Consider the following 24,407-nt stretch of genomic DNA (forward strand, 5'->3'; position numbering starts at 1 on the left):
TGATCCCGCCGACCCTGCGTGGGCGGCCTTAGAACTCCAGCAGTTCGAACGAAAAACCCACCTTGCGCCATTCCGATTCCTCGGCGCGCAGGGTGAAGTCGCTCAAGGGGTGTTCGGTCAGCCATTCGTGCCGCACGCGCACGACGATGGAATCGCCTCGCACGGAGACCGACAGGGGCAGGGTGTCCAGGTCTTCGCGCCGGCGGAACAGCAATACCGCCAGGCGCAGGCACAGGATGGCCAGCCATTCCTCGCGGTTGCGCACCAGCGGTTCCAGCTTGCCGAGCTTGCCGTGGTGGCCCAGTGCCAGCAGGGCCAGCAGGCGCTGGTCGTCGCGCGAGAAACCCGGCATGTCCGCGTTGCCCAGCACGTAGGCGGAATGCTTGTGGTAGTCGTTGTGCGCGATCGACAGGCCGATTTCGTGCAAGTCCGCCGCCCAACCCAGCGCGTGCGCCAGTTCGTGGCGATCGCCGCCGTCTTCGATGCCCGATTCCTTGAACAGCGTCAATGCGGCGCGGCGCACGCGCGCGGCCTGATTGACGTCGATGTGATAGCGCTTCATGAACTGCCGCACGGATTCGTCGCGCTTGTCGTGCTGATCGTCCCGGCCCAGCAGGTCGTAAAGGACACCCAGCCGCAAGGCGCCGTCGCCGGTGTGCATGACGTCGATGTTCAGCTCGTCGAACAGCGCGCTCATGATGGCCAGGCCGCCGGGCAGCACGTCCGCGCGTTCCACCTTGATGCCGGGCAGTTCGGAGGGGATGACCCGCCCGGCGCGGACGATGCGGTCCTTGAGCTTGTTCAGGCCCGCGCGGGTGATGCCGCGGTTGGAAAACCCGCATTCCGTCAGGATGGCGTACAGGGCCTTGGCCGTGCCGGAGGACCCGTAGGCTTCTTTCCACCCCATTTTGCGATACTGCTTGGCGATGACTTCGGCCTCGCGGCGCGCGGCCAGTTCGGCCAGCTTCATCTGATGCGCATCGACCACGCCGTCGCGGAAGAACTGCCGGCTGTAGCTGACGCACCCCATGTACAGCGAGGACATCAGGCCCGGCTCGTAGCCCTTGCCGATGATGACTTCGGTGGACCCGCCGCCGATGTCGATCACCAGCCGCTTGTTGGGGGAGGGGGGCAGGGTATGGACCACGCCGGAGAAAATCAGGCGCGCTTCCTCGCGACCGGCGATGACCTCGATGGGAAAGCCCAGCGCGGCTTCGGCGCGCGGCAGGAATTCGGCGGTATTGCGGGCGACCCGGAAGGTATTGGTGGCGACGGCGCGCACCCGGCTGGGGTGGAAGCTGCGCAGTCTTTCGCCGAATCTTTCGAGGACCTCGATGGCGCGCTCGACAGCCTCGCCGGACAGGCGCTTGTCGGCATCCAGGCCGGCCGCCAGGCGAACGGTTTCCTTCAGCCTGTCGATCTGGTAGATCTGGGCCGCGCCTTCCTGTTGGACGACCCGCCCGATGGACAGGCGGAAACTGTTGGAACCAAGGTCGACGGCGGCCAGTAGATGATCCATGCGGCTGAAAGCAAGAAAGCGGGAGAGACGCGCCATTATAGAGAGGTGATTTTTCCCGCGGTCGCGCGCAGGGAAAATTGGGCGTAGGCTTGCAGAGTTTGACACCAGGCTGTCATGGAATAGTCACAAAACTGACGTAAAACCCGTCCGCTGGCTTACAAGATACGGAATTCCGAATGACTTCGAATGTGGCATCCCCGCCCTTGTTCTTGAACCGGGAGCTCTCGCTCCTCAAGTTCAATGAGCGCGTCCTGGCCATGGCGCAGAATCCCTCGACCCCCTTGCTCGAGCGGCTGCGCTACGTCTGCATCGTCAGTTCGAACCTGGACGAATTCTTCGAGATTCGTATTTCCAGCCTGAAAGAGCAGCAGCGGCAGACGCCGAACCTGGTCGGCGCGGACGGCCTGACGCCGGGCGAGGCCTACGAGCAGGTGCAGGCTGCCGTCCATATCCTGGTGGGACGCCAGTACGACCTGCTCAACGACGAAATCCTGCCCCGCCTGAACGAACAGGGCATCGTGCTGCACCATGCCTCGGAATGGAACGAGGCGCAGCAGGCCTGGGCGCGCGAGACCTTTCATCGCGACGTGATGCCGCTGCTGACGCCGATCGGGCTGGACCCGGCCCACCCGTTTCCGCGCGTGTACAACAAAAGCCTGAATTACATCGTGCCGCTGCGCGGCGTCGATGCCTTCGGACGCAAAGCGTCCATTGCCATCGTGCAGGCGCCGCGCGCGCTGTCCAGGCTGATAAGCATGCCGCCGGAGCTGTCCGGCCATCCCGATGGCTATGTGCTGCTGACATCGCTGATGCGCGCTTTCGTCGGCGAGCTGTTCCCCGGCATGGAGATGCAGGGCTGCTACCAGTGGCGGGTGACGCGCAACAGCGATCTCTTCGTCGACGAGGAAGAAGTCACCAACCTGCGGCAGGCGCTGCAGGGCGAATTGTCGCAGCGCAACTTCGGTTCCGCCGTGCGGCTGGAAATCGACAAGCTGACCCCGCCCGACCTGGAGGCCTTCCTGCAGCGCGAGTTCTCGCTGGCACAGAGCGACACCTACCGGGTCAACGGGCCGGTCAACCTGTCGCGGCTGATGCAGCTGTGCAACGTGCGGGACCGGCCCAACCTGTTGTTTCCGGAATACCGCGCGCCGGTGCCGGCCCCGTTCGACCAGCCCTCGGTCAATCCCGCCACCATGTTCGCCGCGATCGCCGCGGGCGACCGGCTGCTGCACCACCCCTACCAGTCCTTCCAGCCGGTGATCGACTTCCTGACCGCCGCGGCGCTGGATCCGGACGTGATGGCCATCAAGCAGACGATCTATCGGACCGGCGAGGATTCCGAACTGATGCAGATCCTGCTGGCGGCGGCGCGGGCAGGCAAGGAGGTCACGGTCGTCGTCGAGCTGATGGCCCGTTTCGACGAGCAGACCAACATCAACTGGGCCGCGCGCCTGGAGGAAGTCGGCGCCCACGTCGTCTACGGGGTGGTCGGGCACAAGACCCATGCCAAGATGGCCGTGGTTCTGCGGCGCGAGCAGGGCCGGCTGCGGCGCTACGCGCACCTGGGAACCGGCAACTACCACCCCCGCACGGCGCGCCTGTACACCGATTTCGGCCTTTTGACGGCCGATCCGGACATCTGCGAGGACATGGACAAAGTGTTCGCCCAGTTGACCGGCCTGGGGGCCCGCCGCACGCTGAAGGCGCTGCTGCAATCCCCGTTCACATTGCACGAAAGCATGGTGGCCCTGATCCGCGCGGAGGCCCAGGCGGCCCGGCAGGGCCGCAAGGCCCGCATCATGGCCAAAATGAACTCCCTGCTGGAAACCGGGGTCATTGAAGAGCTGTACGAGGCCAGCCAGGCCGGCGTGAAGATCGACCTGGTCGTGCGCGGCGTCTGCGCCCTGCGCAGCGGCGTCGCCGGCCTGTCGGAGAATATCCGCGTGCGTTCGATCGTCGGCCGTTTCCTGGAGCATTCGCGCGTCTTCTATTTCTACGCGGACGGCAAGGAAACGGTGTATCTGTCCTCCGCCGACTGGATGGACCGCAATTTCTTCCGCCGTGTCGAAATCGCCTTTCCGGTGAAGGACAAAGCGTTGAAGAAGCGGGTCATCGACGAGGCGTTCACCTATGCGCTGCGGGACAACCAGCTGGCGTGGCAACAGCAGGCGGACGGGGACTACACACGGGTGCGCAGCCGCGCGGCGCCGTTCAACCTGCATGAGCACCTGATGCGCAAGCTAGGCAACGGCAGCACGGCCTAGTCCCAAATTTTACCCGGCTAAAATATGCCGGGCAGCCCCCCGACCGAACCGGACAGGTGCCACCCGACCGGAGACGCCAAGGGTCCGGCTCCGCCGTCCCTCCAGCGTCGCCCCCTGGGGAGAAGCACGCCGCACTTCGGCGGTGCGCACCCACCACACCGCCCCGCAAAAAACAGGTGCCGCCAATCGGGGACGCCGAGGATCCGGCTCCGCCGGTCCTCCAGCGTCGCCCCCACAAGGGGGAAGCGCGCAGCGCTTCGGGGGTGGGACTAGCCACCACCCCGCCCCGCAAAAAACAGGTGCCCCCAATCGGGGACGCCGAGGATCCGGCTCCGCCGGTCCTCTAGCGTCGCCCCCTTAAGGGAGAAGCGCGCAGCGCTTCGGGGGTAGACAATTATGACTGTCACTATCTTGTCATTTTCGCCTCTTAACATGCGGGGCATGACGAACAAGCGGGGCCTGTCCCGCGGTCATTCACCCACAAACGATAAGGAAACCACAATGCGTGTGTTCAAGCAGATCTCCCTGGGCATCGCCCTGAGCGCTGCGGTATTTGCCGTGCAGGCTGCCGATATCACCGGCGCCGGTGCTTCGTTCCCGTACCCGGTCTACGCCAAGTGGGCGTCGGACTACAAGGCGGCGACGGGCAGCGCGGTCAACTACCAGTCCATCGGATCGGGCGGGGGCCAGCAACAGATCATCGCCAAGACGGTGGACTTCGGCGCGTCGGATGACCCGATGAGCGGCGCGGACCTGGACAAGAACGGTCTGCTGCAGTTCCCCGGCGTGATCGGCGGCACCGTCGCCGTGGTGAACATCAACGGCGTGAATGCCGGCGAATTGAAGCTGTCCGGCCCCGTGCTGGCCGACATCTTCATGGGCAAGATCAAGAAGTGGGACGATGCCCAGATCAAGGCGATGAATCCGGACCTGAAGCTGCCTTCGGCCGACATCATCGTGGTGCATCGTTCCGACGGTTCGGGCACGACGTTCGGCTGGACCAACTACCTGTCCAAGGTTTCCCCCGACTGGAAGTCGCAAGTCGGTGAAGGCAAGGCGGTGAAGTGGCCGGTCGGCCAGGGCGGCAAGGGCAACGAAGGCGTGTCCGCCTACGTCGGCCAGCTGAAGAACTCCATCGGCTACGTCGAATACGCCTACGCCAAGCAGAACAAGCTTGCCTGGACGCAGCTGAAGAACGAAGCCGGCAAGTTCGTCCAGCCGGAGCAGGCTGCCTTCGCCGCGGCCGCCGCGAACGCGGACTGGAAGAGCGCGCCCGGCATGGGCGTGGTGCTGACCAACGAGCCGGGCGAAAAGTCCTGGCCCGTGACCTCCGCCACCTTCATCCTGGTGCACAAGGTCCAGGACAAGCCGGTGCAGGGCGAGGCCGTGCTGAAGTTCTTCGACTGGGCCTTCAAGAACGGCCAGAATTCGGCCGCGGCCCTGGACTACGTGCCGCTGCCTGAGGCGGTGACGACGCAGATCCGCGCCTCCTGGAGCGGCATCAAGTCCGCCGACGGCAAGGCTGTCTGGAAGTAACGCTGTCCCCGCAAGGCCCGGGCGCCCATGCCCGGGCCTTTCTCTTCCTCTAGGAAAGCCCATCCATGAGCGCGGTAGTGGATAATAATGTGCCGATTCCGCATGACGCGGACACCTCCGTAGCCTACGGCACACCTTCCCCAATGAAGCAAAACAACAATGCGCTGATGGATGCGCTGTTCAAGAACCTTACGCGTCTATTTGCCTTCCTGGTTTTCAGCCTGCTGGCCGCGGTTCTTGTGTCGTTGATCTACGGCAGCCGCGAAACGCTCGCGCAGTACGGCCTGTCGTTCCTGTTCACCAACGATTGGGACCCCGTCAAGCGCAATTTCGGCGCCGTCGTGCCGATCTACGGCACGCTGGCGACATCGGCCATCGCGCTGCTCGTCGCCGTGCCGGTGTCGTTCGGCATCGCGATCTTCCTGACCGAGCTCTCGCCCACCTGGCTGCGCCGGCCGCTGGGCACGGCCATCGAGATGCTGGCGGCGATTCCGTCCATTATCTACGGCATGTGGGGCCTGTTCGTCTTTGTGCCGGTCTTCCAGCAGTATGTGCAGCCGACGCTGATCGAAGTGCTGGGCAATATCCCGCTGATCGGCGGCTGGTTCGCCGGCCCGCCGTTCGGTATCGGCATCTTCACCGCCGGGCTGATCCTGTCCATCATGATCATCCCCTTCATCACGGCGGTGATGCGCGACGTCTTCGAGCTCGTACCGCCCATGCTGAAGGAATCGGCCTACGGCCTGGGCAGCACCACCTGGGAAGTGATGTGGCGGGTCGTCCTGCCGTTCACCAAGTCGGGCGTCATCGGCGGCATCATGCTGGGACTGGGCCGCGCCCTGGGCGAGACCATGGCGGTGACCTTCGTCATCGGCAATTCCTTCTCGCTGGGCGGTTCGCTGTTCTCGCCGGGGAATTCGATCGCCTCCGCCCTGGCCAATGAGTTCAACGAAGCGGGCGGCCTGCAGAAGTCCGCGCTGCTGGAACTGGGCCTGGTGCTGTTCATCATCACCACTATCGTCCTCGCGCTTTCCAAGCTGCTGCTGGCTCGGCTGGCGCTGCAGGAAGGCAAGAAAAACTGAGGCGTCGGAAAATCGTCATGGCCGTATCCGTCATCACTATGCAGAACGCCATCTACCGGCGCCGCCGTGTCGTCAACAAGGTCATGCTGACCTTGTCGATGGCCGCGCTGGTGTTCGGCCTCTTCTGGCTGTTCTGGATCATCGCCACCCTGCTGCTGAAAGGCGGCGCGGCAGTCTCGTTCGCCCTGTTCACCGAAATCACGCCGCCTCCCGGGCAGGCCGGCGGCCTGATCAACGCGATCATGGGCAGCTTGATGATGGTGGGCGTCGGGACCCTGATAGGCACGCCGGTGGGCATCCTGGCCGGCACCTACCTGGCCGAGTATGGCCGCGCCGGCTGGCTGGCGCCCGCCACGCGCTTCCTCAACGATGTGCTGCTGTCGGCACCCTCGATCATCATCGGCCTGTTCATCTACGCCGTGTATGTCGCCCAGGTCGGCCACTACTCCGGCTGGGCGGGGTCGCTGGCGCTGGCCATCCTCGTGGTGCCGGTGGTCGTGCGCACCACCGACAACATGCTGCTGCTGGTGCCCAACGGCCTGCGCGAGGCAACCGCCGCGCTGGGCTGCCCCAAGTGGCGCATGATCACCCTGGTCTGCTACCGCGCGGCGCGTTCCGGCATCATGACCGGCATCCTGCTGGCCGTCGCCCGCATCTCGGGCGAGACCGCGCCCTTGCTGTTCACGGCGCTGTCCAACCAGTTCATGTCCCTGAACATGAACGCGCCCATGGCCAACCTGCCGGTAGTGATCTACCAGTTCGCGGCCAGCCCGTTCAAGGAATGGAACAACCTGGCCTGGGCCGGCGCCGGCCTGATCACGCTGGTCGTCCTGGCGATCAACATCGTCGCCCGCAACATGTTCCGCAAGTCCTGACCCGACCGACCTGATCCGCCGCTCGCGCCCGTCGGCGCGGCACTTGGGAAACGATATGGAAAACACCCTGCAAGCCCTCTCCTCGAAGCTCGAGGTCAGGAACCTGAATTTCTACTACGGCAAGTTCCACGCGATCCGCAACGTGAACATGTCGATCCGGGAAAAGAAAGTCACTGCCTTCATCGGGCCGTCCGGCTGCGGCAAGTCGACCCTGCTGCGCACGTTCAACCGGATGTTCGAGCTGTATCCGGGCCAGCGCGCCGAAGGCGAAATCCTGCTGGATGGCGAGAACCTGCTGACCACGCGCACGGATATCTCGCTGATCCGCGCCAAGGTCGGCATGGTGTTCCAGAAGCCGACGCCGTTTCCCATGAGCATCTACGACAACATCGCCTTCGGCGTGCGCCTTTTCGAGCGCCTGAGCAAGGGCGAAATGGACGAGCGCGTGGAATGGGCACTGACCAAGGCCGCGTTGTGGAACGAGGTCAAGGACAAGATCCATCAGAGCGGCAACAGCCTGTCGGGCGGGCAGCAGCAGCGCCTGTGCATCGCCCGCGGCGTGGCCATCAAGCCGGAAGTCCTGCTGCTGGACGAACCCTGCTCGGCGCTGGACCCGATTTCGACCGCCAAGATCGAGGAATTGATCGCCGAACTCAAGAACGAGTACACGGTGGTCATCGTCACGCACAACATGCAGCAGGCGGCGCGCTGCTCCGATTACACGGCGTACATGTACCTGGGCGAACTGATGGAGTTCGGCGAAACCGACCAGATCTTCGTCAAGCCCAAGCGCAAGGAAACGGAAGACTACATCACGGGCCGTTTCGGTTAAGCCGAAGGCGGCGCATGCCGCAAAGGTCCGCCATGCATGTCTGCCGGAGCCCACGGCCAGCTGTCGCGGCGTAGCGCGGCCTGGCGGCGTAGGCGGTCAGCCGCCTGCCCGGCCCGTTATGGGGGTGCGCCGCACTTCGGACAAGTAGATGAGGATCAGCGATACCCATACGATGCCGTAAAGCAGCATGAAGCAGGTGGAGCGTATCCGGACCAGGTCCTGGATGGCGCCGAACAGGATGGGCAGCAGGAAGCCGCCCAGGCCGCCCGCCAGGCCGACGATGCCCGTGACGACGCCCATGTTCGCGGGGAAATCGTCCGCGACGTATTTGAAGGTGGACGCCATGCCGAAGGCGAATACCGCGCCCAGGACGAATGTCAGCGCGATGAAGACCATCAGCGGCGTGTGCAGCTGGAAAGCCAGGGTGCCGTCAAGCGTATGGATGGCGAAATCCGTGGGCGGATAGGACAGCAGGAACAGGCAAATCCATGCCACCCACAGGCCCCACCACGTGACGCTGTGGGCGCCGAAGCGGTCGGCCAATCCGCCGCCGACCGCGCGCAGCACCGATCCGGGCAGCGAGAAACCTGCCGCGAAGGCGGATGCCGCGACCAGCGATATGCCGTACTGGCCTTGCAGGTATTGCGGCATCCAGAGGGACAGCGCCGTGAAGCCGCCGAAAGTGATGGAGTAGTACTGGCAGAGCCGCCACACGCGCGGGTCCCGCAATACCTTGAACGAATCCAGCAGCGAGCCCTGGGTCTTACCCGCGCCGGGGTCGCGCGCCGATGCCAGCCAGAAGATCGCCGCGGTGACCAGCAGGGCCACCGCGTAGGCGCGCGGAACGAAGCGCCAGCCGTAGGCCGCCAGCAGCGATGGCGTGACGAACAGGTTGACCGCCGCGCCCGCGGTGCCCGCGCCGAAGAATCCCATGGCGAAGCCGCGCCGCGCCGGCGGGAAAAAGCGCGCGACATAAGGGGTACCGACGGCGAAGGACGCACCCACGCAGCCCAGGAACAGGCCGATCAGCAGCAACTGCCATAGCGCCGTGGCATAGCTGACGATGTAGACCGGTATCGCGCAAATGACGAGCAGCAGGGTCATGACGGTGCGGCCGCCGAAGCGGTCCGTCCATATGCCCAGCGGCAGGCGCATCACCGCGCCGGTCAGCACCGGCGTGGAGGTGAGCAGGCCGAACTGCGTGTTGTTCAGTTGCAGCTCCTGGCGCAACTGCACGCCGAGCACGCCGAACATCATCCAGACGACGAAGCAGACCAGGAAGGCCAGCGTGCTTGCGAACAGAACCGACCATGCCTGCGCGCCAACCTTGGGTGCGTCGCCGGACACCGGGACGGAAACGGATGGGCCGGCCGGCGCCAGGCTGGCGGTATCGCCGTTGGAGTTCATGATGGGCATCTCGTGAGGGGTGTCCGGGCGGCATGGAACATCGTCATTGGACCAGCGGGCCGTTGGCTCCGCCCAGCGCGATGCCTTCCACGCGGGCCTGTGACGCCAGGATCTGGATGTATTGCCGCGTCGCCTGGTGCCGCGCGCGGGCCTCCAGGAATCGGGCGATGTCCGGCTGTACGGTATCGAAGGGAATCGGCTCGCCATCGACGCGGCGTTCGATCCGGACGATATGGAAACCGAACCGGGTATTGACGAGCCGCGGCAGGATGCCGGTCTCCCGGGTATCGAACAGGGCACGCTCGAATTCCGGCACGCTGTCCCCGCGCAGCAACTGGCCCAGGCTGCCGCCCACGGCGGCGGAGGGACAGTTGGATCGTTCGCGCGCCAGGTCTCCGAACGCGGCGGGTGCTGCCACCGCCTGCGCCAGCGTTTCTTCGGCCTTGCGGCGCAACAGCGCCAGGGGCGCGCGGTCCGTCACGGCCAGGAGGATGTGGCTGGCGTAGACGATGTCGTTGCGGCGAAAGCGCGCGGGATGGGCATCGTAGTAGCGCCGGCAATCGTCGGGCGTGGATCGGGGCAGGGTGAGCTCGCGGTCCAGCATCGCGTCCAGCGCCTCGTCGCCCAGCAGGCCATCGCCGCCGATCAGGCCGAGAGCGGCGGCGCGCTGGCGCAGCAGTTCGCGTATCGCAAGCGCGCGGGCGGCTGCCGCAATGGGATCCCGCGCCTCGCCGTGCGAGGCGCTTTCCTCGGCGATGGCGCCGGCTTCGATGAGATGGCCGTTGACGCGGACCGGACCGGCCGGGGGAGTCGGCGCGGCCTCTTGCGGGGCCTGCGTCGTCGCCCGGGCCGCGGGTTCCGGCATCGCCGGCGGCCCCGCGTCGGGCTGCGGTATCGCCTCTTGTGGGCCGTGCCCGCTGCGGAAGACTTCCACGCTTTCCATGACGTCGTTCATCGTGGCGGCCTCTTAGCGTCTGCGTACCAGTTGGTAAGGCCGGATCAGGTAGGCGACGGACGCGATGCCGCTCCAGATATGGACCATGCGGGTGAAAGGCGAGATCAGAAAGATCGTGAAGCCCAGCAGGATGTGCAACTGGTAGGTAAGGGGCACGCCGGCCAGCAGGCCGGCGATGCCGGGCTGGAAGGTCACGACACCCTTGACGTAGCTGGTCAGCTGCTCGAACAGCACGCCGTCCAGGTGGCGGGTGGACAGCACGACGGTACCCAGGCCCAGCGCCAGCTGTACCCACAGCATCAGCACGACGACGATGTCCGACACCCGGCTGTTGCGGCGGATGCGGTGATCGGACAGCCGGCGCCAGATCAATATCGTCAGCCCGACGATGGCGACGGCGCCGGCCGCTCCGCCGAACACCATGGCCAGCAACTGATGGGCCGATGCATTCAGGAAAGGCGAAACCATCCAGTGAGGCACGAGGAAGCCGACGAAATGGCCGATCACCACGACGAGAATGCCCCAATGGAACAGGTTGCTGCCCAGCCGCAGGGCGCCATGCCGCAGCAGTTGCGAGGAGTCGCTCTTCCAGGTGTATTGCTCGCGGTCGAAGCGGACCAGGCTGCCCAACAGCAGCACGGCCAGGCAGATATAGGGATAGATGCCGAACAGGAAATCGTGCAGGTAGGTGTCCATCGCGAGTCTCCTCGTCTGCGGTGGCGGCCGGCTTCGCCGGCCATGGCCGTCTCAGCGTTGCGGCCGTTTCTCGTGGAATCTGATGGGAACGGCGGCAGGCGTCGCCGCGCCGACGAAGCGCACCGGCTCGTCGGCATAGGCGGCGTCCAGGGCGCCGTAGTGCTCCGCGTCGGGAAGGTCCCCGGCATCGTCGTCGTGGGCCTGGTCCGGCGTCGCGGCGGGTTCGCCTCCGGCCAGCGGCAGCAGCGCCGCCGTGACGAGGCTGTAATGCGTGCCCCGCTTGGCCAGTTGCGCCGTGATCGATTGCAGGATGTCGGCGGTCTCGGCCAGCAGGTCGCGCGCGTCGCGGGGGGGCAGGCGCGATAGGTATTCCAGGAACACCGGCAGGTAGTCCGGCAATTCGCCGTTGCGCAGGTACATGCCCTGGCCTTCGTACATGCGCATCAGGTCCACCATGGCCTGGCCCCGGTCGCGCGACTCCCCGTGCACGTGTTCGAACAGATACAGCGAGGTCGCCCGGCCCCGGTCGAACAAGGCCACGTAGTTTTCCTGCAACGTCAGGAGGTCGCGCTGGGCCAGGTAATCCATGAAGCGCCGCAGTCCGGCGCGGACATCGCGCGGCAGGAACCGCGCCTCGTCCAGGCACGCCCGCAATTCCGGCAGCGCCTGTCGCAGGTCCTCGCCGGGGTAGTCGAGCAGTACCGACAAGGCCGCGTACACGGTGCCGGACGGTGGGAGGGACGAGGCCATGTCAAAGCTCCTGGCGGATCGGGATCTTGCGGTTGTGCTTCTTCGAACTGAACAGGCTCATCTCGGAACGGCCGTCGGAACAGCCGTTGCCGAAGGAGAAGCCGCAGGACGAGCGCAGGTCGAACGCGTCTTCTGCGTACTCGCGGTGCGAAGTGGGGATGACGAAGCGGTCCTCGTAATTGGCGATCGCCAGGTAGCGGTACATGTCCTCCACCTGGGCGACGTCCAGGCCTGCCTGGCGCAGCACCGCGGGGGCTTCGACACCGTCCACGTGCCGGGCGCGCATGTAGGCGCGCATGGCCAGCAGGCGTTCCAGGGCCAGCTTCACGGGTGCTTCCTTGCCGGCGGTCAGCAGGTTCGCCAGATAGCGCAGGGGAATGCGCAGCGCATCCACATCCGGCAAGTAGCCGTTCATACCCAGGTCGCCGCTATTGGCCGCCGCATTGATCGGCGACAGCGGCGGCACGTACCACACCATGGGCAGGGTGCGATATTCCGGGTGCAGGGGGAAGGCGATACGCCAATCGATCGCCATCTTGTAGACGGGTGACCGGCGGGCGCCCTCGATCCACGAGGACGGCACGCCGTCGCGTTCGGCCTGCGCAGCGACCTCCGGGTTGTCGGGGTCCAGGAACACCGACAACTGTGATTCGTACAGGTCCTGTTCGTTCGCCACGCTGGCTGCTGCTTCGATGCGGTCCGCATCGTAAAGCAGTACACCCAGGTAGCGGATGCGCCCGACACAGGTTTCTGAACATACCGTGGGTTGACCTGCTTCGATGCGGGGGTAGCAGAAGATGCATTTTTCCGCCTTTCCGCTGTGCCAGTTGAAGTAAATCTTCTTGTAGGGACAGCCGGATACGCACATGCGCCAGCCACGACATTTGTCCTGGTCGATCAGCACGATGCCGTCTTCCTCGCGCTTGTAGATCGATCCCGATGGACAGGACGCCACACAGGCAGGGTTCAGGCAGTGCTCGCACAGACGCGGCAGGTACATCATGAAGGTGTTTTCGAACTGGCCGTAGATATCCTTCTGTACCTGGTCGAAGTTGTAGTCGTGGGCGCGTTTCTCGAACTCGCCTCCCAGGATTTCTTCCCAGTTGGGTCCCCACTCGATCTTTTCGAGGCGTTCGCCGCTGATCAGCGAGCGTGGCCGTGCGACCGGCATGGCGCGCGCGTCGCCGGCATCCTGCAAATGCGCGTAGTCGAAGGTGAACGGCTCGTAGTAGTCGTCGATTTCAGGCAGGCGCGGGTTGGCGAAGATCTTGGCCAGCAATCGCCATTTGCCGCCCAGGCGGGGTTCTATCTTGCCGTCGGTCTTGCGCGTCCAGCCGCCTTGCCAGCGGTCCTGGTTTTCCCAGTCCTTGGGATAGCCGATGCCTGGCTTGGTCTCGACATTGTTGAACCAGGCGTATTCCATGCCCTCGCGGCTGGTCCATACGTTCTTGCACGTTACCGAGCAGGTATGGCAGCCGATGCACTTGTCCAAGTTCAGCACCATGGCGATCTGAGCGCGGATTTTCATGCGGCGTCTCCTTTATCCGCCGCCGGGCGGACATTCCGCGCGGCGGCCGCCGCGTGGCTGTCTTCGCCTTGCCGCAGTTTGTGCTCGGTGGCCGGATTGATGGGGTCCGGCGGTGCGTCGTCCAGCCAGTCGATGCGCTTCATCTTGCGCACGATCAGGAATTCGTCGCGGTTCGAGCCGACCGTACCGTAGTAGTTGAAGCCGTATGACAGTTGCGCGTAGCCGCCGATCATATGTGTGGGCTTGAGCGCCACTCGTGTGACGGAGTTGTGGATGCCTCCGCGCGTACCGGTGATTTCCGACCCCGGCGTATTCACGATCTTTTCCTGGGCGTGGTACATCATGACCATGCCGGGCGGGATGCGCTGGCTGACCACCGCGCGCACGCAGAGCGCGCCGTTGGAGTTGTAGCCCTCGATCCAATCGTTGTCGACGATACCGATGCGCCGGGCGTCGTCTTCCGATATCCAGATGATCGGACCCCCGCGCGACAGCGTCAGCATCAGCAGGTTATCGGTGTACGTGCTGTGTATTCCCCACTTCTGGTGCGGGGTGATGAAGTTCAACGCGATCTCCGGATTGCCGTTCGAACGCGTGCCCAGCATATGCTCGTAGCTGCCGGTCATGATGGGCGGCTTGTAGACGCACAGGGACTCGCCGAAGGCGCGCATCCAGGGATGATCCTGGTACAGCTGCTGGCGCCCGCTGAGCGTACGCCACGGTATCAGCTCGTGCACATTGGTATAGCCGGCGTTGTACGAAACGTGCTCGGACTCGATACCGCTCCAGGTGGGCGAGGAAATGATCTTGCGCGGTTGCGCCTGGATATCGCGAAAGCGGATTTTCTCGTCCTCGCGCGCCTCGGCCAGGTGGGCGTGATCGATCCCCGTGCTGGCGGACATCGCCTGCCATGCCTTTACCGCCACCGCGCCGTTGGTCTCCGGCGCCAGCGCCAGAATGACTTCCGCGGCGTCCATGGCCGAGTCGATGCGCGGCCGGCCGCGCGAGCCGTTGTCGTCGGGAACGCGGTAGTTCAGTTCACCCAGCAGCGCGACTTCGTCCTTCGTATCCCAACTGATGCCCTTGCCGCCGTTGCCCAGCTTGTCCATCAGCGGGCCCAGCGAGGTGTAGCACGCATAGGTCGCGGGGTAATCGCGTTCCACCACCAGGACCGAGGGCATGGTCTTGCCCGGCACCGGATCGCACTCGCCGCACTTCCAGTCCTTGACTTCGAAGGGCTGCGACAACTCCGCCGGGGAATCGTGCGCGATGGGCGCCAGCACGACGTCGCGCTCAACGCCCAGATGGCCTTCAGCCAATTCCGAAAAACGGCGCGCGATGCCCTTGAATATGTCCCAATCGCTGCGCGACTGCCATGCCGGGTCCACCGCCGCGCTCAGGGGATGGATGAAGGGATGCATGTCGGAGGTGTTCATGTCGTCCTTCTCGTACCACGTCGCGGTGGGCAGGACGACGTCGGAATACATGCAGGTGGTCGACATGCGGAAATCCAGGGTCACCAGCAGGTCCAGCTTGCCGCGCGGCGCCTCGCTGTCGCAGGCCACTTCGCGCGGGCGCACGCCGCCGTCGCCGACAACCTCCCGGCCCTGCACGCCGTGCGTGGTGCCCAGCAGATGCTTGAGGAAATACTCGTGTCCCTTGCCGGACGAACCCAGCAGATTGGAGCGCCAGACGAAGAGATTGCGGGGGAAGTTGGCCGGGTCGTCCGGCGCTTCGCAAGCCATCTTCAGGCTGCCCTGCTGGATCTGTCGAGCGATATCGGCCGCGGCCGTGGCCGGGTCGGCCAGCTCGCGTCCCACCTGCAGCGGGTTGCGGCCCAGTTGCGGCGCGGACGGCAGCCAACCCATGCGTTCGGCGCGCACGTTGTAGTCGATGGGCGCGCCCTGGAAAAGGTTCTTGTCGGCCAGGGGCGATAGCAGCGCGGCCGGGTCCATCGGGTCGTAGCGCCACTGGTCGGTATGCGCATAGAAGAACGACGTCGAGTTCATCTGGCGCGGCGGACGGTGCCAGTCCAGGGCGAAGGCCAGGGCCGTCCAGCCGGTCTGCGGCCGCAGCTTTTCCTGGCCGACGTAGTGCGACCAGCCACCGCCGGATTTGCCGACGCATCCGCACATGATCAGCATATTGATGATCGCGCGGTACGACATGTCCATGTGGAACCAGTGATTGATCCCGGCGCCGATGATGACCATGGACTTGCCCTGCGTCTTCTCGGCGTTCTCCGCAAACTGGCGCGCCACCGTGATGACGTCGGCGCGCTTGACGCCGGTGATGGTTTCCTGCCAGGCCGGGGTGTACGGGATGTCGTCGTCGTAGCTGGCGGCGACGTTGGCGCCGCCCAGCCCCTGGTCCAGCCCGTAGTTGGCGATGAACAGGTCGTAGACCGTGGCCACCAGCATATCGCCGCCGGGCGTGCGCAGGCGCCGCGCGGCGATACGGCGCGCCAGCGTGGAGGCGTGCGCGGTGTTGTTGAAATGCGGATGGTGCTGGTTGCCGAAGTAGGGGAAAAGCACCTCGACGACTTCATCGTGGGCCAGGGTGAAGGACAGGCGCGGCCGCAGCGGTTCGCCTTGGGCAGATTCGGATTTCAGGTTCCATTTGCCGCGGTCCTCGCCGTCCTGCTGGTTCCAGCGAAAACCCGCGGAGCCCGTCGGTACCGCCGGCGCGCCCGTGGCATCGTCGATGACGACGGTCTTCCATTCGGCATTGCTGGCCTGCCCCAGCGCACCTTCGAAATCCGAGGCACGCACCAGCCGCTCGGGCACCAGGCCGCCCTGGTGCGGCACCAGTCGTACCAGACAGGGCATGTCGGTGTAGCGACGGCAGTAGTCGATGAAGTATTCGCTTTGCCGCGCCAGGTGGAATTCCTTCAGGATCACGTGCCCCATGGCCAGCGCCAGCGCGGCATCCGTGCCCTGCTTGGGGTGCAGCCAGATGTCGCCGAACTTGGCGCCTTCCGAATAGTCCGGAAAGATGGAGACGATCTTGGTCCCCTTGTAGCGCGCCTCGGTCAGGAAATGCGCGTCGGGCGTGCGAGTCTGCGGGACGTTGGAGCCCCACATCATGATGAAGGTGGAGTTGTACCAATCCGCCGATTCCGGCACGTCCGTCTGTTCGCCCCAGGTTTGCGGCGACGCCGGCGGCAGGTCGCAATACCAGTCATAGAAGCTCAGGCAGACGCCGCCGATCAGCGACAGATAGCGCGAGCCCGCGGCATAGGACACCATGGACATCGCCGGTATCGGCGAAAACCCCACCACCCGGTCCGGCCCGTGGCGCTTGACGGTGTACACATTGGCGGCCGCGACGATGTCGTTGACCTCGTTCCAGTCGGATCGCACGAAGCCGCCCAGGCCGCGTCGCTCCTGGTAGCCGCGGCGGGCGTCGTCGTCCTCCACGATGGATTGCCAGGCCTCGACGGGCTGCATCGAACGCCGGCGTTCGCGCCACAGCTTGACCAGGGCGCTGCGTACCAGGGGATACTTGAGCCGGTTGGCGCTGTACAGGTACCAGGAATAGGACGCGCCGCGGGAACAGCCGCGCGGCTCATGGTTGGGCATGTCGGGGCGGGTGCGGGGATAGTCCGTCTGCTGGGTTTCCCAAGTGACGATGCCGCCCTTGACGTAGATCTTCCAGGAACAGGAGCCCGTGCAGTTCACCCCATGCGTGGAACGCACGATCTTGTCGTGCTGCCACCGCTGCCGGTAAGCGTCCTCCCATTTGCGGTCTTCATCCGTCACGGCGCCATGGCCATTGGAGAATTCCGTGCGTGATGCGGAGAAATAACGCAGTCGATCGAGAAAGTGGCTCATAGGCCTCCACCTGTCTATGCGTATGCGGGGTACGCTTATTTATTTATGGTGGTGCAGCGTACCTGTAAAGCCACCTGGTTCGCATTGATGGAAGTCAAGCAATCGTTCGACAGCGGGGTTTGATCTCTGTCGATGACATGGGGTACCCGCGTGCCTGGCGTTCACGCCCGATGATGCGGTGCGCAAACATGGTCGTGCGCGTGGGCGGGCGATGGTCAGCAGGCGGTGTGTCGGTATCTCTTTCGCCTTCCGTACAGAAGCGGAAGGCCCCGGAGCAAGGCCTCTGGCTGCCTGGATAGCGGGCTGCGGAGTCTCGGGTACAATGCAGGCCCGTCCGGATTGCGGACGGCCGTCGGGGCGTAGCGCAGCCTGGTAGCGCATCTGCTTTGGGAGCAGAGGGTCGCGAGTTCGAATCCCGCCGCCCCGACCATTCAAATCAAGGACTTACAGTTTTTTTTGCGCTGTAGGTCCTTTTTGTTTTTCCAGCGATGGCGGCGTTGATCGCCTTGGTTCCGGACGCGGCTTCAGTGCGCCGCTCAAGATACCGCGTCCCAGCGCGCGCGGAGCCCGAATGTCAGTGCGCGGTTCTGGCCGCGCGCGGCTTCAATAGCAGAATCATCAGCAGGATGCAGGCCAGCAGTACCGCGGATGCCGAGTAGCGGCTCAAGTCCAGGCCGCCATCGCTGACCGGCTTGTCCAGGAAATCGCCGACGGCGGCGCCGAGCGGCCGCGTCAGGACGAACGCAATCCAGAACAGCAGGGTGCGCGACACGCGCGTCCGGTAATAAGCCACCGCGACCACGATAAGCGCCGCGGCGAACAGCATGGCCGCGCGACCGTAGCCCATGTCCCCCATGCTGGCCGTCCAATCGCCCAGTGCCGTGCCCAGCGTCTGCGAGAACATGATCGTGATCCAGTAGAACGCTTCGGCGACGGGAGAATTGACGGTGCTTACCGAAATCGACCCGAGCGTCCGGTGCCAGGCAAACAGCGAGGCGAGCAGCAACAGCAGCAGCAGGGTCGAGCCGCCCGCATAGCCGATGCCGAGCGAGCGATCGGCGAAATCGGCCAGCGTCGTGCCGAGCGTGGTGGTCGCGATGATGGTCGTCCAGTACAGGAAGGGGTGGAACTTCCTGGACCTGATCTGCGCGGTGACCGCGATCAGGAACAGCACGGCGAACAGCCCCGTGCTGACGAGATAGCCCAGGTTCATCGACATCGATACCGCGTCACCGCCGGTTTCCCCGAGCGTGGTCGCGGCGATCTTGATAAGCCAGAAGCCGAGGACGACCTCGGGGACTTTGGCGAAGGTGGTCTTCGGGTCTGCGTCCATGGCTGTTCGTCCAGTCCTTCCTGATGCGTTGCAGTTGACGGGGCGTTGGCGAGTATGGCTTCGGCCGTGTCGAATTCTCATCGAATTTTTCGTCGGCGATATGTCGTGCGCGGGCGTTGCCGCTGTCGCATCAAAAATGTCCACCGTATGCATTCCGGTCCGAGCGGCGCGCGGCCGCGCGACCGCGTCGCTGCTTAAGGGTCTCTTAATCATTCACTGAAGACAATGCCCGGCGTGGGTTTGCCACACCGCTCGCAAGAGAGGAAGTGCTCGGGAGTTCGCTTTGTTTATCGGTGCGGATTGTTTGTCCTGCCGCGGATGCGGCCGGAATGCTCGTGAAGAGAGGGCGCGATGAATCGGACCCTCTACAGCTGTCTGGCGCGGGCTCTCGCGCCGCTATTGGCCGCGCGTGTGTTGATGCGGGCCCGTTTCGATTCTTCGTACGGCACGGCGATCGGCGAACGGTTCGGGTGGTATCGCGATGCGATGCATACCGGCGCGTTCGCCGGCGGCAGGGCGATGCGCGCGCGGCCGGTATGGGTGCACGCCGTCAGCCTGGGCGAGACCCGCGCCGCGCAGCCGTTGATACAGGCGCTGCTGGATCGCCAGATCCCGGTGCTGCTTACGCACATGACCGCGACGGGGCGCCGCGAAGGCAGCAAGCTGTTTGCCGTCGCGATCGAGCGGGGCCAGTTGCGGCAAGCCTGGCTGCCCTACGATCTGCCCGGCGCCTGCAGCCGTTTTTTCGCGACGATGAATCCCGTCTGCGGCGTGCTGATCGAACGCGAGGTCTGGCCGAATCTGATCCACGAGGCCAATCGGCGTAGCGTTCCGATGATCATGGCCAGCGCGCGGCTGTCGGCGCGTTCGGCGCGGCGCGGCCTGCATGCGGGCAGGGTGCTGCGCGAGGCCTACGCCGGACTTGACATTGTGCTCGCGCAGTCCGAGGCGGACGCGCAACGCCTGCGCGCGGCCGGCGCGCGCCGTGTCGAGACCTGCGGCAACCTGAAGTTCGACTCGGTGCCCTCCGAGCATCAGATGGCGCGAGGCCGTGCCTGGCGAGCCGCGTGGGACCGGCCCGTCATCACGGTGGCCAGTACGCACGAAGGCGAGGAAGCGGAATTCGCGCGCGCGGTCGCGGGACGCGCGGCGGAATTGGGAAATGCGTTGCTGGTCGTCGTGCCGCGCCATCCGGAAAGATTCGACGCCGTGGAAAAGCAATTGCAAGCCTGCGGCCTGCGTGTGGCGCGCCGCACGGCGATAGATCCCTGGCAGCCGCAGCCGGCGCACACGCAGGTGCTACTGGGCGATAGCATGGGCGAGCTGGCGACCTACTATGCCGCCAGCGATGTCGCCATCGTCGCGGGCAGCTTTATCGCCGAAGGCGGGCAGAATCTTATCGAAGCGTGCGCCGCCGGCGTGCCGGTTGTGGTCGGCCCGCATGCGCGCAACTTCCAGCAGGTCACGGATGAGGCCATCGCCGCCGGGGCCGCGCTACGCCGGCCTTCCGCCGGCGCGGCAATCGATGCCGCGGCCGGCTTGCTGGGCGACGTGTCCGCCGGGGCCGCGATGGCGGCCGCCGGCCTGCGCTACGTCGCCAGCCATGCCGGCGTCGTCAGGCGCACCATGATGTGTCTGGAGGCTTTCCTGTCGACCCATGGCGCCGGCGTGGCGGATGCCCTGGAAAACGCGGCCTCGGCGGCGGCTGCCCGCGAGGCGGCCCTGGCGCCGGACCCGATCGGGCCGGCCGGCCGTGCCATGGGCAGCGGCTAGCCCGGCGGCGCCGCTGTGGCGTGGCTTGCCACGCGGGAGGGCGCGGCGTCGATTTCCGGCTGGGTGCGCAGGCCATCGTGGTAGTACAGCACCAGCCGCGCGCGCAGTCCCGGTCCCGGTTCGAGGTTGCTGAGCTGCAATTCCGCCCGATGCCGGTCGGCGACTCGGCGGGCGATGGCAAGCCCCAATCCGGAGCCGTGCGCGGCGGACCCGGCCACCCGATAGAAGCGGTCGAATACCCGTTCGAGCTCGCCCGGCGGGATCCCCGGGCCGCTGTCGGTGACATCGGCCCAGGCGTACTCCTCTTGCCATCCGATGGAAACATCGACGCGTCCGCCCTCCGGCGTGTAGCGGATGGCGTTGTCCACCAGATTGGCCAGCAGTACGGTAATCGCCGCGGGGGCGCCGACGGCGGGAACCTGTCGATGCCGGTCGCGCAGCAATCCCAGGTCGATATTTTTCTGCTCGGCCAGGATCGAGGCGTCGCTGACGACCTGTGTCGCGACCTGGGCAAGATCGAACGCGCCTTCGTTGGGCGTTACCCCGGCATCTTCCCGCGCCAAAGTCAGCAACTGGCGGACGAGATGGATGGTGCGGTTCAGCCGCCCGTCTATCTTGGTCAGCAGCTCGGGATTGCCCTGGAGCGCGCCATCGCGGGCGGCGAGCTGGAATTGCAGTTTGAGGGCGGTCAGGGGCGAGCGCAGCTCATGCGCCGCGTCCGCGACGAACAGCCGCTGGCTGCGCAATGCGGTATCCAGGCGTGCGAGCAGATCGTTCATGCGCGCGACCAGGGGCATGAACTCGCTGGATATGCGATTGTCCAGGCGCAGCGGGTCCAGTACATCCGCCGAGCGCGTGGCGATCAGGTCCGACAGGGTGGTAAGCGGGCGCAGCCCGCGCGTAACGACGAACCACACGAGCAGGATGGCGCAGGGAAAGAGCAGCGCCAGGGGCCATAGCACGCGCGCCGCCAGTTTCAGGGCGAGTTCATTGCGTATGGCGGTCGGCTGCGCGACCTGGACCACGCGGTCGCCGTCCGTCAGGCCGAACGCGCGCCAGCGCCTGCCCTGGAATTCGGCGTCATGGAATCCATCGCCCAGTGGGGGCAATCCGGTGCTCGCCAGGGAGCGGTAGCCGATTTTTCCGGCGGCGTCCCATATCTGGATGGCGATGCCGTCGTCGGCGATGCCTTCGAAGTCGGGAGACTTCTCTATGGCGACGTCCGAGTCCGCGCCATGGGGCAGGGAGATGGCGACGGCATGCAACTCGTAGTCAAAGAGTTCCCCCGCCTCGATTGTGGCGGTACGGAAGATCAGGTAGCCCGCCATCGCACTGACGGCGGCGAAGCCGCAAATCAGCCAGGCGAGCAGCCAGCGTTTCATGGACCTCATGCGCCATGCTCCACCGCCGCCAGGCGATAGCCGACCCCGCGCACGGTGACGATACGTTTGGCGCCCATTTTGCGCCGCAAGCTGTGGATGTAGACCTCGATGGTGTTGCTGCCGACTTCCTCGTTCCAACCGTAGAGTTTTTCCTCCAGCTGTTCCCGGGTGAATACCCGTCGCGGTTCCTCTATCAAGGCATGCAGCAGGGCGAATTCGCGCGGCACCAGGGTGAGCGGCGTGTCGCCCAGGTGGGCCTCGTGCGCCATGGGATCGAGGCGCAGATCGCCATGGACATGGACTGGCATGGCGTTGCCGTGCCGGCGGCGCAGCAGCGCGCGCACGCGGGCCCCCAATTCATCGATATCGAAAGGCTTGACCATGTAGTCGTCCGCGCCGGCGTCGAGTCCGCCGATGCGGTCCGCCACCGAATCGCGCGCCGTCACGATCAGGACGGGTACCCGTCCCCCTCTCTTGCGATAGTCCTTCAGCAGCGCGATGCCGTCACGCACCGGCAAGCCCAGGTCGAGCAGGATCAGGTCATAAACATCGTGTGCCGTGGCCAGTTCCGCCTGCCGTCCGTCCCCCACGCGGTCGACCGCGTAGCCGGCGCGCCGCAGCGCTTCGAACAGGCTTTCCGCGATCATCGCGTCGTCTTCTATCAGCAGTAGTCGCACATCGGCGCTCCGGAACCGGGGCGTCCGTTCGGCCCCGCTGCTTCGACATGGAATTGTGGCGGACGTTCCACCGCGACGGCGCGCGTGTGCCCAGCCGGAAGTCCTCGCGCGGGTGTATGGCGAAATGAAAGGTAGGTAAATGCGCACGGGCGCCGCGCGGCAGGCGGGCGGCGATCCGGACGGCGTCAGCCCCTTGAAGGGAAATCGACATGATTTTTCTTTTCGATGATCCCGGCAAAGCGGGCGAAGGCCCGTCGCGGCTGATCCGGGAAGGGCGGCGCAGTCCATGGCGCAGGAGGCCCGTGGCCGATCCGCGCTACACCCGTTTTCGAGGACGCCGCGGCCTGATCGAAGGGCGTCTCGCCGAGGTATGATCCCCGGCATGCCGTTACTGGAACTGACTCAGCTTTCGTCCCCGCGCCTGTCGCCGGTGGACCTGCGCTGCGAAGCCGGTGACTGTCACGCGGTCCTGGGTCCGTCCGGGTCGGGGAAATCCGTGCTGCTGCGCCTGATCGCCGACCTGGACCCTGGCCAGGGCACGGTCGCCCTGCGCGGTGTCGACCGTGCGCGGATGTCGGCGCCGCAATGGCGCCGGCAGGTGGTGTACTGCCAGGCGGAAGCGGGATGGTGGCATGAACAGGTCGCGTCCCATTTTCCCGATCGCGCCGCGGCGCTTGCCATCATGGCGCGCCTGGGGCTGTCGCCCGACAAGCTGGATGCCATGGTGCACGATCTATCGACTGGCGAACGGCAGCGTTTGGGATTGATACGCGCGTTGCTACTGCGTCCCGCGGTCCTGCTGCTGGACGAGCCGACCGCATCGCTGGACGCGCAGTCCACCTTGCGGGTCGAACAGGAAATCGAAGCCTGCCGGCGCGATGGCGCGGCCGTGCTTTGGGTGACACACAGCGCCGAACAGGCGCGGCGCGTGGCCACGCATTTCTGGAATATGCAGCAGGGACGCCTGGAGCACGCCGGATGAATGTGATTTACCTGAGCGCCTCGGATATCGCGCTGGCCGCATGCCTGGTCGCGCTGGCGGCGCTGATCTCCATGGGCATGCGCCTGGCCCTGCACGGCCAGGTCCTGTGGGCGGCGGCGCGGACGGTCGTGCAGCTTTTGTTGGTCGGGCATATCCTGCGCCTGGTGTTCGCGCATGCATCGGCATGGCTGACCGTCCTGGTGTGCGTGGTCATGATGGCCCTTGCCGCGCGCGAGGTTGCCGCGCGGCCGGCGGTCCGGATGAAGGGACACGGCAATGGCGTCGTCGCGGCGCTTACCGTGATGTCCACCACACTGGTAACGGCCATGTTCGTCCTGCATACCGCGATGCGGCCCGATCCTTGGTACGACCCGCGCTACAGCATCGCGCTGGTCGGGATCGTCTTGGGCAGCGTATTGAATTCCGCAAGCCTGAGCCTGGATACCATCCTGTCCGGCGTGCGGCGCGAACGCGGGGCGATCGAGGCCAGGCTGGCGCTGGGCGCTTCCGCGCGGCAGGCGTTCGCGGGCCTGCTGCGCGAGTCCGTGCGGCGCGGCATCGTTCCCAGCGTCAACCAGATGTCGGCCGCCGGCATCATCACCTTGCCCGGCATCATGACCGGCCAGATCATCGCCGGGATGGATCCCGTGGAAGCCGCCAAATACCAGATCCTGCTGATGTTCCTGCTGTGCGGCGCCAGCGCGCTGGCCGCCATGGGCGCCGCCTATGCGGCCATGCGGCGACTGACGGATACGCGCGACCGCCTGCGGCTGGACCGGCTGCACCCACCCGCCAGCCGCCCCGGCCGCTAACGGCAGCCGACTGTCCGGTCAGGCCGCGCGATCGGAGTTTTCGCGTTTCTTTTCCTGCCCGGTAAGTCGATGAGCCCCGCGCTTCCGTCGTGGCGAATTGCGGGAACATTCGCATGGACGCCCGTACACAAGCTGCTCTTTCTTACAGGCGAGCAGTATGTGCAGCAGGAA

At 65.5% G+C, this 24,407-nt stretch carries 18 protein-coding genes and 1 tRNA gene; 9 read left to right on the forward strand and 10 right to left on the reverse strand.

Annotation, left to right across the window (positions count from 1 at the left end; genetic code table 11):
* Window positions 1-28: 28 nt before the first annotated feature.
* Window positions 29-1,519: an exopolyphosphatase gene (gene ppx / locus CAL28_RS07165; RefSeq protein WP_094840828.1), complete on the reverse strand. Its 1,491-nt coding sequence runs from the start codon at window positions 1,517-1,519 to the stop codon at window positions 29-31.
* Between the two features lie 176 nt (window positions 1,520-1,695).
* On the opposite strand from ppx, the gene ppk1 reads away from it, so the two are divergent.
* From ppk1 to pstB, 5 genes are all read left to right on the forward strand, one after another.
* On the forward strand, window positions 1,696-3,783 hold the full coding sequence (gene ppk1, locus CAL28_RS07170) for a polyphosphate kinase 1 (protein ID WP_094840755.1): 2,088 nt from the start codon (window positions 1,696-1,698) through the stop codon (window positions 3,781-3,783).
* A gap of 501 nt (window positions 3,784-4,284) precedes the next feature.
* On the forward strand, window positions 4,285-5,319 hold the full coding sequence (pstS, locus tag CAL28_RS07175) for a phosphate ABC transporter substrate-binding protein PstS (RefSeq protein ID WP_094840756.1): 1,035 nt from the start codon (window positions 4,285-4,287) through the stop codon (window positions 5,317-5,319).
* A 65-nt stretch (window positions 5,320-5,384) separates the two neighbouring features.
* Window positions 5,385-6,401, forward strand: coding sequence for a phosphate ABC transporter permease subunit PstC (pstC, locus tag CAL28_RS07180; RefSeq protein ID WP_094840757.1), 1,017 nt, complete (start codon window positions 5,385-5,387; stop codon window positions 6,399-6,401).
* Between the two features lie 17 nt (window positions 6,402-6,418).
* Window positions 6,419-7,276 carry a phosphate ABC transporter permease PstA gene (gene pstA, locus CAL28_RS07185; protein ID WP_094840758.1) on the forward strand — a complete coding sequence of 286 codons (858 nt, stop codon included), beginning with the start codon at window positions 6,419-6,421 and terminating at the stop codon, window positions 7,274-7,276.
* A gap of 55 nt (window positions 7,277-7,331) precedes the next feature.
* Window positions 7,332-8,108 carry a phosphate ABC transporter ATP-binding protein PstB gene (gene pstB, locus CAL28_RS07190; protein ID WP_094840759.1) on the forward strand — a complete coding sequence of 259 codons (777 nt, stop codon included), beginning with the start codon at window positions 7,332-7,334 and terminating at the stop codon, window positions 8,106-8,108.
* 96 nt (window positions 8,109-8,204) lie between these two features.
* Here pstB and CAL28_RS07195 read toward each other — a convergent pair whose 3' ends face one another.
* From CAL28_RS07195 to CAL28_RS07220, 6 genes are all read right to left on the reverse strand, one after another.
* Window positions 8,205-9,515, reverse strand: coding sequence for an MFS transporter (locus CAL28_RS07195; protein WP_094840760.1), 1,311 nt, complete (start codon window positions 9,513-9,515; stop codon window positions 8,205-8,207).
* Between the two features lie 43 nt (window positions 9,516-9,558).
* Window positions 9,559-10,380, reverse strand: coding sequence for a peptidylprolyl isomerase (locus CAL28_RS07200; RefSeq protein ID WP_094840829.1), 822 nt, complete (start codon window positions 10,378-10,380; stop codon window positions 9,559-9,561).
* Between the two features lie 102 nt (window positions 10,381-10,482).
* The gene (gene narI / locus CAL28_RS07205) at window positions 10,483-11,166 is read right to left on the reverse strand and encodes a respiratory nitrate reductase subunit gamma (RefSeq protein ID WP_094840761.1); all 684 of its coding nucleotides are present in this window, start codon (window positions 11,164-11,166) and stop codon (window positions 10,483-10,485) included.
* A gap of 51 nt (window positions 11,167-11,217) precedes the next feature.
* Window positions 11,218-11,916, reverse strand: a complete 699-nt coding sequence (narJ, locus tag CAL28_RS07210; protein WP_094840762.1) for a nitrate reductase molybdenum cofactor assembly chaperone — start codon at window positions 11,914-11,916, stop codon at window positions 11,218-11,220.
* A 1-nt stretch (window position 11,917) separates the two neighbouring features.
* Entirely contained in the window at window positions 11,918-13,444 is a 1,527-nt protein-coding gene (gene narH / locus CAL28_RS07215) for a nitrate reductase subunit beta (protein ID WP_094840763.1), read from the reverse strand.
* A complete protein-coding gene (locus tag CAL28_RS07220) occupies window positions 13,441-17,277 on the reverse strand; it encodes a nitrate reductase subunit alpha (RefSeq protein ID WP_094840764.1) in 3,837 nt (1,278 codons plus the stop codon). Before CAL28_RS07220 ends, narH begins: the two co-directional genes overlap by 4 nt.
* A 353-nt stretch (window positions 17,278-17,630) precedes the next feature.
* Here CAL28_RS07220 and CAL28_RS07225 point away from each other — a divergent pair.
* Window positions 17,631-17,707, forward strand: a tRNA-Pro gene (locus tag CAL28_RS07225).
* A gap of 144 nt (window positions 17,708-17,851) precedes the next feature.
* Here the strand turns inward: CAL28_RS07225 and CAL28_RS07230 are convergent.
* Entirely contained in the window at window positions 17,852-18,610 is a 759-nt protein-coding gene (locus CAL28_RS07230) for a COG4705 family protein (RefSeq protein ID WP_094840765.1), read from the reverse strand.
* A gap of 351 nt (window positions 18,611-18,961) precedes the next feature.
* On the opposite strand from CAL28_RS07230, the gene CAL28_RS07235 reads away from it, so the two are divergent.
* On the forward strand, window positions 18,962-20,383 hold the full coding sequence (locus CAL28_RS07235; protein ID WP_094840766.1) for a 3-deoxy-D-manno-octulosonic acid transferase: 1,422 nt from the start codon (window positions 18,962-18,964) through the stop codon (window positions 20,381-20,383).
* Here CAL28_RS07235 and CAL28_RS07240 read toward each other — a convergent pair.
* Both CAL28_RS07240 and CAL28_RS07245 read right to left on the reverse strand, forming a co-directional pair.
* Window positions 20,380-21,774, reverse strand: a complete 1,395-nt coding sequence (locus CAL28_RS07240; RefSeq protein WP_094840767.1) for an ATP-binding protein — start codon at window positions 21,772-21,774, stop codon at window positions 20,380-20,382. The two genes, CAL28_RS07235 and CAL28_RS07240, sit on opposite strands and share 4 nt — an antisense overlap.
* On the reverse strand, window positions 21,771-22,442 hold the full coding sequence (locus CAL28_RS07245; RefSeq protein ID WP_094840768.1) for a response regulator: 672 nt from the start codon (window positions 22,440-22,442) through the stop codon (window positions 21,771-21,773). The genes CAL28_RS07240 and CAL28_RS07245 overlap by 4 nt, the downstream gene beginning before the upstream one ends.
* 382 nt (window positions 22,443-22,824) lie before the next feature.
* On the opposite strand from CAL28_RS07245, the gene CAL28_RS07250 reads away from it, so the two are divergent.
* Together CAL28_RS07250 and CAL28_RS07255 are read left to right on the forward strand one after the other, a co-directional pair.
* Window positions 22,825-23,424, forward strand: coding sequence for an ABC transporter ATP-binding protein (locus CAL28_RS07250; protein WP_254926036.1), 600 nt, complete (start codon window positions 22,825-22,827; stop codon window positions 23,422-23,424).
* Window positions 23,421-24,236, forward strand: coding sequence for an ABC transporter permease (locus CAL28_RS07255; protein ID WP_094840770.1), 816 nt, complete (start codon window positions 23,421-23,423; stop codon window positions 24,234-24,236). The genes CAL28_RS07250 and CAL28_RS07255 overlap by 4 nt, the downstream gene beginning before the upstream one ends.
* Window positions 24,237-24,407 lie beyond the last annotated feature (171 nt).

Origin of the sequence: Bordetella genomosp. 11 (genome assembly GCF_002261215.1) — a bacterium.
Classification (GTDB): Bacteria; Pseudomonadota; Gammaproteobacteria; order Burkholderiales; family Burkholderiaceae_B; genus Bordetella_C.

Bases quoted from the DNA above. Each gene is read 5' to 3' on its own strand.
- ppx (WP_094840828.1), bottom strand. From the start codon at position 1,519: ATGGATCATCTACTGGCCGCCGTCGACCTTGGTTCCAACAGTTTCCGC.
- ppk1 (WP_094840755.1), top strand. From the start codon at position 1,696: ATGACTTCGAATGTGGCATCCCCGCCCTTGTTCTTGAACCGGGAGCTC.
- pstS (WP_094840756.1), top strand. From the start codon at position 4,285: ATGCGTGTGTTCAAGCAGATCTCCCTGGGCATCGCCCTGAGCGCTGCG.
- pstC (WP_094840757.1), top strand. From the start codon at position 5,385: ATGAGCGCGGTAGTGGATAATAATGTGCCGATTCCGCATGACGCGGAC.
- pstA (WP_094840758.1), top strand. From the start codon at position 6,419: ATGGCCGTATCCGTCATCACTATGCAGAACGCCATCTACCGGCGCCGC.
- pstB (WP_094840759.1), top strand. From the start codon at position 7,332: ATGGAAAACACCCTGCAAGCCCTCTCCTCGAAGCTCGAGGTCAGGAAC.
- CAL28_RS07195 (WP_094840760.1), bottom strand. From the start codon at position 9,515: ATGAACTCCAACGGCGATACCGCCAGCCTGGCGCCGGCCGGCCCATCC.
- CAL28_RS07200 (WP_094840829.1), bottom strand. From the start codon at position 10,380: ATGCCGGAACCCGCGGCCCGGGCGACGACGCAGGCCCCGCAAGAGGCC.
- narI (WP_094840761.1), bottom strand. From the start codon at position 11,166: ATGGACACCTACCTGCACGATTTCCTGTTCGGCATCTATCCCTATATC.
- narJ (WP_094840762.1), bottom strand. From the start codon at position 11,916: ATGGCCTCGTCCCTCCCACCGTCCGGCACCGTGTACGCGGCCTTGTCG.
- narH (WP_094840763.1), bottom strand. From the start codon at position 13,444: ATGAAAATCCGCGCTCAGATCGCCATGGTGCTGAACTTGGACAAGTGC.
- CAL28_RS07220 (WP_094840764.1), bottom strand. From the start codon at position 17,277: ATGAGCCACTTTCTCGATCGACTGCGTTATTTCTCCGCATCACGCACG.
- CAL28_RS07230 (WP_094840765.1), bottom strand. From the start codon at position 18,610: ATGGACGCAGACCCGAAGACCACCTTCGCCAAAGTCCCCGAGGTCGTC.
- CAL28_RS07235 (WP_094840766.1), top strand. From the start codon at position 18,962: ATGAATCGGACCCTCTACAGCTGTCTGGCGCGGGCTCTCGCGCCGCTA.
- CAL28_RS07240 (WP_094840767.1), bottom strand. From the start codon at position 21,774: ATGAGGTCCATGAAACGCTGGCTGCTCGCCTGGCTGATTTGCGGCTTC.
- CAL28_RS07250 (WP_254926036.1), top strand. From the start codon at position 22,825: ATGCCGTTACTGGAACTGACTCAGCTTTCGTCCCCGCGCCTGTCGCCG.
- CAL28_RS07255 (WP_094840770.1), top strand. From the start codon at position 23,421: ATGAATGTGATTTACCTGAGCGCCTCGGATATCGCGCTGGCCGCATGC.